This is a genomic window from Paraburkholderia polaris, assembly GCF_012927345.1.
GTDB lineage: Bacteria > Pseudomonadota > Gammaproteobacteria > Burkholderiales > Burkholderiaceae > Paraburkholderia > Paraburkholderia polaris.
This window is the reverse complement of record NZ_JABBGJ010000030.1, coordinates 121,794-132,955: the sequence shown is the minus strand read 5'-3', so window position 1 is coordinate 132,955 and position 11,162 is coordinate 121,794. Positions and strand designations below refer to the sequence as shown.

The 11,162-nt window shown below is 62.9% G+C and carries 13 protein-coding genes; 4 read left to right on the top strand and 9 right to left on the bottom strand.

Going from position 1 to position 11,162, the window contains the following annotated elements; translation table 11 throughout:
• Positions 1-219: helix-turn-helix domain-containing protein (locus HHL24_RS26430; RefSeq protein WP_169488292.1), on the bottom strand; the 219-nt coding region annotated here is incomplete at its 3' end.
• Positions 220-561: 342 nt separating this feature from the next.
• Complete coding sequence (locus tag HHL24_RS44840) at positions 562-1,122, bottom strand: adenylate/guanylate cyclase domain-containing protein (protein WP_329606745.1); 561 nt, start codon at positions 1,120-1,122, stop codon at positions 562-564.
• A 162-nt stretch (positions 1,123-1,284) separates the two neighbouring features.
• Here HHL24_RS44840 and HHL24_RS26420 point away from each other — a divergent pair, with 162 nt between their 5' ends.
• Together HHL24_RS26420 and HHL24_RS26415 are read left to right on the top strand one after the other, a co-directional pair.
• Entirely contained in the window at positions 1,285-1,587 is a 303-nt protein-coding gene (locus tag HHL24_RS26420) for an ArsR/SmtB family transcription factor (protein WP_169488300.1), read from the top strand.
• An 86-nt stretch (positions 1,588-1,673) separates the two neighbouring features.
• The gene (locus tag HHL24_RS26415) at positions 1,674-2,735 is read left to right on the top strand and encodes an alkene reductase (protein ID WP_169488291.1); all 1,062 of its coding nucleotides are present in this window, start codon (positions 1,674-1,676) and stop codon (positions 2,733-2,735) included.
• Positions 2,736-2,928: 193 nt separating this feature from the next.
• Here the strand turns inward: HHL24_RS26415 and HHL24_RS26410 are convergent, their stop codons facing one another.
• On the bottom strand, positions 2,929-3,456 hold the full coding sequence (locus HHL24_RS26410; protein ID WP_169488290.1) for a GNAT family N-acetyltransferase: 528 nt from the start codon (positions 3,454-3,456) through the stop codon (positions 2,929-2,931).
• A 135-nt stretch (positions 3,457-3,591) separates the two neighbouring features.
• Between HHL24_RS26410 and HHL24_RS26405 the strand changes: the two genes are divergently transcribed.
• Positions 3,592-4,239 carry a VTT domain-containing protein gene (locus HHL24_RS26405; RefSeq protein WP_054039163.1) on the top strand — a complete coding sequence of 216 codons (648 nt, stop codon included), beginning with the start codon at positions 3,592-3,594 and terminating at the stop codon, positions 4,237-4,239.
• 14 nt (positions 4,240-4,253) lie between these two features.
• Here HHL24_RS26405 and HHL24_RS26400 read toward each other — a convergent pair whose 3' ends face one another.
• Genes HHL24_RS26400 through HHL24_RS26390 form a run of 3 tightly spaced genes read right to left on the bottom strand, consistent with a single transcriptional unit; the run spans position 4,254 to position 5,192 of the window.
• Positions 4,254-4,391 carry a hypothetical protein gene (locus HHL24_RS26400; protein ID WP_206003027.1) on the bottom strand — a complete coding sequence of 46 codons (138 nt, stop codon included), beginning with the start codon at positions 4,389-4,391 and terminating at the stop codon, positions 4,254-4,256.
• Positions 4,388-4,726 (bottom strand): ArsR/SmtB family transcription factor, encoded by a 339-nt coding sequence (locus HHL24_RS26395; protein WP_169488289.1) that lies wholly within the window; start codon positions 4,724-4,726, stop codon positions 4,388-4,390. The genes HHL24_RS26400 and HHL24_RS26395 overlap by 4 nt, the downstream gene beginning before the upstream one ends.
• Positions 4,727-4,730: 4 nt before the next feature.
• A complete protein-coding gene (locus tag HHL24_RS26390; protein WP_169488288.1) occupies positions 4,731-5,192 on the bottom strand; it encodes a VOC family protein in 462 nt (153 codons plus the stop codon).
• Between the two features lie 245 nt (positions 5,193-5,437).
• Between HHL24_RS26390 and HHL24_RS26385 the strand changes: the two genes are divergently transcribed.
• Positions 5,438-6,355, top strand: a complete 918-nt coding sequence (locus HHL24_RS26385) for an NAD(P)-dependent oxidoreductase (RefSeq protein ID WP_169488287.1) — start codon at positions 5,438-5,440, stop codon at positions 6,353-6,355.
• Between the two features lie 149 nt (positions 6,356-6,504).
• Here the strand turns inward: HHL24_RS26385 and HHL24_RS26380 are convergent, their stop codons facing one another.
• The 3 genes from HHL24_RS26380 to sauS all read right to left on the bottom strand — a co-directional run bounded on the left by HHL24_RS26380 (position 6,505) and on the right by sauS (position 11,126).
• Entirely contained in the window at positions 6,505-7,887 is a 1,383-nt protein-coding gene (locus tag HHL24_RS26380; protein WP_169488286.1) for an MFS transporter, read from the bottom strand.
• Between the two features lie 132 nt (positions 7,888-8,019).
• A complete protein-coding gene (locus HHL24_RS26375; protein WP_169488285.1) occupies positions 8,020-9,678 on the bottom strand; it encodes an AMP-binding protein in 1,659 nt (552 codons plus the stop codon).
• Positions 9,675-11,126, bottom strand: a complete 1,452-nt coding sequence (gene sauS, locus HHL24_RS26370; protein ID WP_169488284.1) for an acylating sulfoacetaldehyde dehydrogenase — start codon at positions 11,124-11,126, stop codon at positions 9,675-9,677. The genes HHL24_RS26375 and sauS overlap by 4 nt, the downstream gene beginning before the upstream one ends.
• Positions 11,127-11,162: the final 36 nt, after the last annotated feature.

Below are 11,162 nucleotides of genomic sequence, written 5' to 3'. Positions count from 1 at the left end.
AAGCCCCTGAGCGACAAACCGCTTCTTCCAGTGCGTGATCGCCGGTGGCGTCACTTCGCACTGCATCGCAATTTCCGTGGTGGTGTGACCGTCAGCGGCCATCAGGACAATCTTTGCCCGACGCACCAGAGAATGAGGCAACGAACGCGAGCGACTCATGGACAGCAGCTGTTCTCGCTCCAGTTCCGACACTACAACCTCGATCCCCTTGCGTCCCATGATCGCCTCCTGTTCGTCACGAACTTGATCATAGAACAATACAAATTTACGTAAAGTTATTTCTGGGACGGAACACTAGCTCACGACACTAGCGGGTCGCGTGTTGTTGTCATATTCGTGCGGTCAGACGTAGTTACCATCACCTCATGACATCGGTGTCCTAAGCATAAAGAGTCGGCAACACGCCTCCGTTTGGCGGCGGTTCACTGTCGGCACTGCCCTTTTTTTTCCGGACGCTGAGTGCCGCGCAATATCGCGAAATGTGGTCAGGCCGGAGGCATCTGGGACGCCTTGGACAGCACACGGACGGGAACCGGGCCGGGGCGGCCTTTCAGGTGTGCCTCAAGCTGCGGCAGGTCTGCCAATCTCACCCATTACAGCCCAGCCGCAATGTAATCCAATGCCAAACCGGATAGGCGTTTGCAGCTGCTGCTCGAGCGCAGCGTTGAGTTGATCAATGTTGGCTGCCACCAACGGCACTGCGCAGAGCGCCTGGCGACAGGCAATGGCTGGCTCGCTGCGTAAGCCAAAGATCGCGAGCACAGCGTCGCCCATGAACTGGTTTGGCATACCACCGGCCTGGACCACCGCGGCACAGACAGCGCTCAGGAAGCGACTGACTACGAATATGCTGTCAAACGGTAGTTGCGCCGCCGCAAGCTGTGTGGAGCCTCGCATGTCCACGAACATGAACGCCGCGAATCGCTCTTGCGGCATGACGTCCCGCTGACGCCGTTGCAGGAAAACCGTGGATGCGGCTGGCGGCACCAGCGACCACACGGCGAGATTATGGATCGGCCGCAACTGGCACGCAAGACGCACTGTCTGCGAGTCAGCGCCCAGTCGCTCCAGGACACGCCGCTCTGCCTCGGCTGGCGCGGGCAGCGGCACGTCGCTGAGCACGCGCACCCTACTATCGACCCCATAGCCTGTAGTGGCTTCATGCATATCGTTAAATTCCGATATATGATTCGTCTTGTAGCGATGCAGATGCTTGGCCGCTAACCGGCGCTACGTCTGCCTGTTGTTGATGACCTGAAGTTGATGACCCGAAACCTGACCCACATGACGCTCGATATCGACGCGATTCACAAAGCGCTTGCCAACCCTGTACGGCGGGAGATTCTCGGCTGGCTGCGCGAGCCGTATGCGCATTTCGCCGACCAGGAGCTGCTGCTCGACCACGGCGTGTGCGCCGGCAAGATCGACGCGCGCTGCGGCCTGTCGCAGTCCACCGTGTCGGCGCACCTTGCCGCCTTGCAGCGCGCGGGTCTCATCACGTCGAAGCGGGTCGGTCAGTGGGTGTTTTTCAAACGCAATGAGGCCGTCATTCAAGCGTTTCTCGAGCACATGAACACCGAGCTCTGAACGCGTCCTCCGCATCGCCGCGCTTCTTTCATCATGCAGTTTTTTTAAGGCTCGGGCCACGCGCCCGCCACCCAAGGTGAACCTATATGCCGACTCTTTTCGACCCGCTCCAGATTGGCGACATTACGTTGTCGAACCGCATCATCATGGCGCCGCTCACGCGTCAACGCGCCGAAGAAATCCGCGTGCCTAACACGCTGATGGCGAAGTACTACGCCGAACGCGCCACGGCAGGCCTGATCATCAGCGAAGCCACTTCCGTCACGCCGCAAGGTGTCGGTTACGCCGAAACCCCGGGCATCTGGTCGCAGGAACAGGTGGAAGGCTGGAAGATCGTGACGAACGCCGTGCACGCAGCCGGCGGCAAGATCTTCCTGCAACTGTGGCACGTCGGCCGTATTTCGGACCCGCTGTTCCTGAATGGCGAACTGCCGGTTGCACCGAGCGCCATCGCAGCGCTTGGCCACGTGAGCCTGGTGCGTCCGGAGCGTCCGTACGTGACGCCGCGCGCTCTCGAACTCGACGAAATCGCCGGTGTGGTCGAAGCGTTCCGCAAGGGCGCTGAAAACGCGAAGGCAGCAGGTTTTGACGGCGTGGAAGTGCACGGCGCGAACGGCTACCTGCTCGACCAGTTCCTGCAGGACAGCACCAACAAGCGTACCGACGCTTATGGCGGCCCGATCGAAAACCGTGCCCGCCTGCTGCTCGAAATCACTGACGCCTGTATCGACGTCTGGGGCGCGAACCGCGTCGGCGTGCACCTCGCACCGCGTCGCGACGCGCACGCCATGGGCGATTCGGATCCGGCGGCCACCTTCGGTTACGTGGCACGCGAACTCGGCAAGCGCAAGATTGCGTTCATCGCCGCCCGCGAAGCGCTCGGCGACGACCGCCTCGGCCCGCAACTGAAGAAGGCATTCGGCGGCCCGTACATCGCGAACGAAAAGTTCACCAGGGAAACCGCGCAGCACGTGCTCGACGCGGGTGAAGCGGACGCGGTGGCGTGGGGTCAACTGTTCATCGCGAATCCGGATCTGGTGCGCCGCTTCGCAACGAATGCACCGCTGAACAAGCCGAATCCGGCGACGTACTACGCACGCGGCGAAACCGGCTACGTGGATTATCCGACGCTGGAAACCGTCGAATAAGGACTTGAAGCCAGCGCAGGCATAATCCGCCTCGTTAAAGCGGCGGGTTAGCCGTAGTACGCTGCAAGACCACGCGGCGGGGGTAGCCGGAACGTTATCCGGCCACACCCGCCGCGCTCTTTTTATGCGCTTGGACGTAGCGCGCGGCACCCATGGCCCGCACTACAATCAATCTAGGCGCTCACGTCTGCCGTCATGCCAGATCACGGCGCATGAACACCCGTTTCGATTCGTCGAGCCCTCGCGCGATATGCGCGTCACGCCGCGCGATCAGCGCCGCGTCGAGCTCGGCCTCCTCGATATCGCGAAAGCCGAGCCGCCGATAGTACGGTGCATTCCACGGCACCTCGCGAAACGTCGACAGCGTGAGTTGCGTTATCTGTTGCGCGCGCGCGAGTTGCGCGACCTCTTCGATCAGCGCCGCGCCGATGCGTTGCCCGGCATGCGAGGTCAGCACGTCGAGCTCCTGAACATAGAAACGCGCGGGCTGCGGCTCGAACATCACGAACCCCACACAGGTCTCATCGGCATCCACGGCGACGACGATCTGCTGCGCGTCGATCTTGCGGTTGACGAGGCCCAACTCCATCGGCGGTGCATCGGCGATACCTGTCATGCCGACGCTGGCAAAGCGCTGGCCGGCCTCGAATTCGATCGTGCGGATAGCGGCCGCATCGTGCGGCGCGGCAAGGCGGAACGTGAAATTGAAAGCGTGTGGCATAGGCGTTTCGCAGGGCTTTTTAGGCACAGTTCTAAAAGACAGGCCCCGATATTGACATCACCCCCTCGAAATAGACAAGTGCCCGCGCCGCCGCGGGACTAAACTCCTGAACACCCCAATCCTTTCCGAATCACGATGGATCTCATGCATGTACTGCAGGTCGCCCTGCACTTCGACCAGCACCTGAGCGGCTTGATCGTGCAATACGGCACCGCCGTCTACGCAATGCTGTTTCTCGTCGTGTTCGTCGAGATCGGCTTCCTGCCGTTATTCTTTTTGCCCGGCGATCCGCTGATTTTCATCTGTGGCGGTCTCGCCGCCACTGGTGCGCTGAACGTCTGGCTCGTGATCCCCGTGCTGTTCGCCGCCACCGTGGCCGGCAGCATCGTCGACTATGCGATCGGCCGCGCGATCGGCGAAAAAGTCTATACCGCCGACTACCGCTGGCTCGACAAGAATGCACTGCGCAAAGCCCACGCGTTTTACGAAGCACGTGGCGGCCTCACCTTTCTCCTGTCGCCGTTCATTGCCGTTGTGCGCACTTTCGCGCCGTTCGTCGCCGGCGTTTCGCGCATGACGTTTGCACGTTTCGTGTCGTTCGTCACGGCCGGCGCGGCGCTGTGGATCGTGTCGCTGGTGGCGGCCGGCTATCTGTTCGGCAACGTGCCGCTGGTGCGCGACCATATGAGTTCGATCGTGCTGCTGGGTGTCTCGCTCGGTGTAGGATCGCTGCTGGTGAGCGCCGTGTGGCGCTTCGTCAACCGAAGGTTGCGCGCTCACTGACGACGCGCCGGCTTTCAGCCTGGCGGCGCGGCCGCTTGCACTTCAGCACGTAGGGACGCCAGCAACGCCTGCCACCATTCGCCGTGCCGCAATAGAAACACGCGCTCGGGGAAATGCGCGACGCGTAGCGACACCTGCACGCGCGAACTCATTCCTGCTGCTCCAGATGCGCCTTGAACGACAGCAGTTGCTCGGACCACATCGCTTCAGTCTGTTCGAGCCATGCCTTCAATTCGCTCATCGGTGCCGATCGCAGCACGTAGAGACGCACGCGCGCGTCGACGCCGTCGTGCGACTCTTCGATCAGTTCGCTCGAACGCAGCACCCGCAAATGCCGGCTCATCGCCTGCGGCGACAGGCCGGTGGCTTGCGCGAGTTCGCCGGCGCGCATCGGCTGCTGGCTGAGCAGATCGACCACCTGACGCCGGTTCGGATCGGCTAGCGCGGCCAGCGTGCGGTCGAGCGAGACACTGGCGGGCAGTCCCATCGGCTTACCCCCATCCTTCGATTTTCAGCCCGCTCACGCGCTCGGCTTCCTCACGCGACACCTCGCGAACGGTCTGGCCGAAGCTCCAGATGTGCCCCTCCGGATCGCGCGCCGCGTAGACGCGGTCGCCATAGAACTGATCCGCCAGCTCGCGCGTAATCACGGCGCCCGCGGCACGCGCGCGGGCGCAATGTGCGTCGATACCCTCGCGCAGTTGCACGTGCACCGATTGGGTATTCTTGCCACCGATCGAAGCCGGACTCGCCGCGTCTTCCGACCATTCGCGGCAGACCATCACGTAGCTGTCGCCGAAACGCATTTCCGAGTGGCCCAACTGGCCGTCGCTATCCGTGATCACCATTTGACGCTCGAAGCCGAACGCTTTTTCGAGCCAATCGAGCGCGGCAAACGGGTCCTTGTAGTACACCGACGCACCCAGCGAAGGACGATGAAACGGTTCGTTCACGACTACCTCCTTTTATAAACCTTCCGGTTGATATTTAACACTATAGTTAAACAAATCGGAAAGGCAAGGACGACGCGAGGCTGCTTATTCCTTAACAAAAAGGCCCTCTTTTGGGACCCTCATCGCGAATCCGCGAACGTCTTGACTTCCGTCGCGAACGCGACCTTCGCACGGATTGAGCCGAAACGGAGATATCGCTGACATAATTGATTTCCCCGATATCCCCTCAGCCCCGAGGAACCCCAATGAACAATCCAGCAGCCCCCTCTTCGAGCGACGCAGTGCGCCGCGTCACCTTTCTCGGCCTCGGCGTCATGGGCTATCCGATGGCCGGGCATCTGGCGAAAGCCGGCCTCGAGGTGACGGTTTACAACCGCACCGCGCAAAAAGCCGAACAATGGATTGCCGAGTATGGCGGACGCGCTGCACGCACGCCGCGCGAAGCCGTGGACGGCGCCGGGTTGGTGCTGGCGTGCGTGGGCAACGACGACGATCTGCGCAGCATCACCCTCGGCGACGAGGGCGCGTTTGCGGGCATGGCGCGTGGCACGCCCTTCGTCGATCACACCACCACCTCAGCTAACGTCGCCCGGGAACTCGCGGACATCGCGGGCAAGCAGGGTTTGCACTTCATCGACGCGCCGGTCTCCGGCGGCCAGTCCGGCGCGCAAAACGGCAAGCTGACGATCATGTGCGGTGGCGACACGGCTGCGTTCGAACGTTGCGCGGCCACGCTGCGCCATTACGCAGCCGCCGTCACGCTGATCGGCGGGACTGGCGCCGGTCAACTGGCCAAAATGGTCAATCAGATCTGCATCGCCGGCATGGTGCAGGGCTTGTCCGAAGCGATTCATTTCGGCGAGAACGCAGGCCTCGACATGGCCCGTGTCCTGGAGGTGATCGGCAAGGGTGCGGCGGCTAGCTGGCAGATGGAGAACCGCGGCAAGACGATGATCGAAGGTAAGTTCGATTACGGCTTCGCTGTCGACTGGATGCGCAAGGACCTCGGTTTCTGCCTCGACGAAGCGAAGCGCGTTGGCGTGTCGTTGCCGGTCACCGCGCTTGTCGATCAGTTCTACGGCGACGTTCAGGCACTGGGCGGCAACCGGTACGACACTTCGAGCCTTATCTGGCGTTTGCGCAAGCTCACGCCAGCTGGCTGACGAGCGTCGCGAGTGAGTGGGCGGGCACCGACCGTCCGTCCACTCGTTCACTCACCCACTCGTTCACTCACCCAGTCACCCACTCGCCTACTCGCCTACTCGCCTACTCGCCCAACAGCCCGATAGCCCAATAGCCCGATAAGCTCGCCTTATCTGCGCCAACGCAGCGGGCGGCGCAGATGGTGCCGCTCCAGCCGCACCGCGGCACCTGCCTGGACAAACGCGGGCATGCCGTCCAGCTCTCTGCCTTCGAGCCGCTCGCGTTCCTCGTCCGCCTCGACCGTCCTGGTCGGATCGATGAAAAGCGCGGCCACAATCCCCACCCCCAGCAAACAGGCGGAAATCGTGAATGGCACGTTATAACTGCCGGTTGTCTCGATCAGATAGCCGAACACCACGGGCGATATCATGCCGGCGACGCCGAAACCCGTGTTCATCATGCCGCCCGCCGTGCCCGCATATCGACCGCCGATGTCGAGCGGCAAGGTCCACAACACAGGATTCGTGATCTCGAGAAAGAAGAACGACGCCGACAGGAACAGCACCGCCATCAACGGATTGGTCGCGGACACCATCGGCAGCAGGAAGGCGAGCGAGCCGCCCATGCCCACCACCAGCACGGCGCAGCGCGCAAAGCGCAGCCGTCCGGTGCGCTTATAGAGCCGGTCCGAGACGACGCCGCCCAAGGTATCGCCAATCACGCCCGCGAGCAGCGGCAGCGCCGTGAATAACGCCAGTTGCTTGAGATCGAAGCCGCGGGCTTCCTTCAGGTACGAAGGCAGCCAGGTCAGATAGACCCACAGCAGCCAGCCGTAACAGAAGTCGACGAACGTGACGAGCCACATACGGTGGATCAGTTTGCGCCATGGCGTGGCCGCACGCTTGGCGCGTTCGCAGTCGCCGGCGCGATAGCCGATCTCAGCCGTTTCCTCGGGCGTTACGCGCCGGTTCTGCTCCGGCGAGTTCGTAAACACGCACAGGTACAGCACCGTCCAGGCGAGACTCGCGACGCCGAGCAGAATGAACGCGTCGCGCCAGCCGCCCGTCACCACTACGGCGAGCACGAGCGGCGGGGTGACCGCGCCACCGAGACGGGCGAAGCTATGGGTGATCCCTTGCGCGAAACCACGCTCCGCCACCGGCATCCAATAGGTAAAGGCACGCGTCGCCGTCGGGAACGCACCGCCCTCGCCGATGCCCAGCGCGAACCGCAGCGCGACGAGCATCGCCACACTGCCGGCGAAGCCGGTGGCGAGCGTCGCCGCCCCCCAGATCAGCGACAGCACCGTCAGTACCAGTTTCGGCCCGTACTTGTCCGACAGCCAGCCACCGATCACCTGCATGAACGCATACGGATAAGCGAAAGCGGAAAACACGAGGCCGAGTTGAACCGTCGTCAGCCCCATTTCATGCCGGATGATAGGGCCGGCCACGGCAATATTCACACGGTCGATGTACGAGATGAAATACATCAGGCACATGACGGCCAGGATGATGTGGCGCGTCTTCACACGCCGCTTGTGCGTTTGCATGCTGTCTCCTGTGTCTCTTATGTGACGCCGGTGGCGTCTGTGGTCGTTCGATCTCTACGTCGTACTGCAACGAGTCGTGCGCCCTCCTCCTGGGCTTACCGGCGCGATTCGGGTACGCCGATTCGCATATCGTCAGGTGGGCACGAGCTTCAGGCGCTGCACCTTGCCTGAAGGTCCACGGGGCAGCTCCGTGACGAAGCGAAACTCCTTCGGGGTCTTGTAGCGGCCCAGTTCACGCAAGCAGTGCGCATGCAGATCCGCGATGTCGAGCGCGCCTTGCCCGTGCGCCACGCGAGGCACGATGAAGGCGACGATCTCCTGGCCGTAGGCGCTATCCGGCACGCCCACCACCGCCGCATCCAGCACGCCGGGGTGCTTGAGCAACGCTTCGTCGATCTCGCGCGGGGCGATGTTTTCGCCGCCCTTGATGATCAGTTCCTTCGCACGGCCGTTGATGTAGAAGTAACCGTCGCTGTCGCGATAGCCGAGGTCGCCGGTGCGCAGCCACCCATCGGCGGTGAAGGCCGCGCGCGTTTCTCCAGGGCGTTTGTAATAGCCGCGCATGACCTGTTCGCCACGCAACACGAGTTCGCCGCACTCGTTGGGCGCGCATTCGCGCCCGTCGCGATCGATCACCTTGGCTTCACCGCCTGAAGGCAGGCCGATGCTGCCGATTCTTCGGCTCTCTGGATCGTATGGATTGCTGAACACAGGCGCGGCGGTTTCGGTCATTCCCATCGTTTCGATGATGCCGACCCCGAAGCGCGCCTCGAACGCGCGGTGATGATCGACGGGCAGCGCCGCCGACGCACTGCGGCAAAACCTGAGCGCGGACAGGTCGAACGTGCATGGTTCGTCGTTGTTGAGCAGATAGGCGACGATCGTCGGCACCACGTTGATCCATGTGCACCCGTGGCGCGCGACATCGCGCCAGTAGGTGCGCGCGGAAAAGCGCGGTGTCATGACCACCGAGCCGCCATGAAAAAGCGGCGCAAGCAACGTCACGACAAGACCATTGATGTGATAAAGCGGCAAGGCGGCGAAGACCCGGTCGCCGGCGCCGAGCCGGTGTTCGTGCGAGATATTTCGCGCATTGGCCAGCAGGTTCCGGTGGTCCAGCAGGACGCCCTTCGGTGCGCCCGTGGTGCCGGACGTGTACATCAGCAGCGCCACATCGATCGCACCTGGCGCGCCGGCTGACGACGCTTTGGATTCCCAGGCGGTTACAGGCGACGCACAGGGCGCCCCCTCTGCCGATACCCTTTGCGCGGCAGTAACACCTGCCATTTCCACCAGCGCGGGTTCGACACAAGCCGGCACAGACGTTATGGCGGCATCGGGCTCTGTTCGAATCAGCGCAACGGTGCGGGTGATGCCCTGCTCGCGCAACCCGTCGATCGCGCTCGACATAGCCGCGTGCGTATCACTGGAAACAAAGACCATGCGCGTGTCCGAATGCTCCACGATGTAGCGCAACTGCGACGGCTGGCACAACAGATTGAGCGGGTTGGCGACGAGCCCGCTGTACATCGCCGCGAGCAGCAGCCTTGCCGTATGAATACCGTTGCCCATGAAGACCGAAACGACATCACCGGCCTGCAAGCCTGCTTCGTGAAAATACGTCTCAAGCGCGCGGCAGTCGTCGCGCAGTTCCGCGAAGGTCAACACGTCAGCATGAGCTGCAGCGCCGCCGTTCTCGTCGCATTCGGGGGCCGTCAGCAGGAACGGCTTGTCGGGATGCTGCGCGGCGCGAGCGTCGATCAGCGAGCGGATTGTGTGAGGCGTCTTCATTTGCCATACCTCACGAAGAAATCCCCGAGGACATCGTCCAGTTCGGGGACGCGCTCTTCGATCGGATAGGCCACGCGCGTGATGTTCAGGTAATGGTGAAAGTTGAGATTGCTCGAGAAATTATTGCGGCCCCACGTTCCGCATCCCATCGACAGCGAAAATGGCAAGCCGTTATCGAAGTTGCCGCCGGTCGCGAGGCAATGCGCCTGATTCACGATCACGCGCGCCACCGGCAGCGTCGAACCGAGCCGCACCGCCTGCGCAGGGTCGGTGGAATGCAGGCCGACCGAGTGCCCTGCTCCCATGTAGGCGTAGATGCCGCGCACGATGTCGGCAGCGGCGTCGAAGGTCTCCGCGCGATAAACGGTCAGCACCGGCGCGAGCTTCTCGCCCGAGAAGGGGTAGTCAGCGCCGAAGCCGGTTTCCTCTACCATCAGAAACGCGGGCTCACGTGCGGCGATCTCGTCGAGGCCCGCCGCCCGCGCAATCGCCGTGGCCGAACGCGCGGTGCAGTGCGCCGACAGCTTGCCGTTCGACCACAGGGCGGCCTGCAGTCGCGCCTTTTGCGCGGCGTCGAGCATCACGCCACCGCAGGCGGTCAGTTCGGCCAGCATGTTTGCGTACACCGCACTTTCGATTACAACGCTGTTTTCGGATGAACAGCTCGTGGCGTTGTCGAACGTTTTCGAGCGTGCAATCTTGTGCGCTGCGTCGCGCAAATCGGCCGACGCGGTGACGATCGATGCAACGTTCCCCGCGCCTACGCCGAACGCGGGCGTCCCGCTTGCGTAGGCCATCCGCACATTCGCCTGCGATCCGGTCGCCACGACCAGATCGCACTGCTGCATCAGTTCAGCGGTGGCCGCCTTGCTGATCGGCGCGGGCAACATCTGGACGAGGTCGGCCGCGAGCCCGACTTTGGCGAATTGCGCGTGAATGAAATCGATCAGCAGCGCGCACGACGAATAGCCCTTGGGCGAAGGCGCCACGATCACGGCATTGCCGCATTTGAGGGCGTTCACGATCTTGTTGATCGGCGTGGCCGCCGGATTGGTGGACGGCGTGATCGCCGCCACCACGCCGACTGCCCGCGCGATTTCGACGACGCCGGTGGCGTCATGACGCTCGATCACCCCCGTGGTCTTCTGCCCGCGCAGATCGCGCAACAGCCCGAGCGTCTTGCGATAGTTCTTGCGGAACTTGTCGTCCGCGTTACCGAGACCGGTGTCGCGCACCGCCAGCTCGGCAAGCTGCCGGTTGCGCCCGGGCTCCATGATCGCCCACGCGGCGGCATCGGCGGCGGCATCGAGCACGTCCTGTCCCGCGACCTCGAATACGCGCTGTGCGGCGCGCGCACGTGCAACCAGTGACGCGACGACGCGTTCGACTTCGCTGTGCGCACTCGCGCTGGCGTGCGCTGCTTCGGCTTCTGTGGCCCTGACGTTCATACGGTTCACTCCGGACGGAAAAGATGGGTGTTGGTA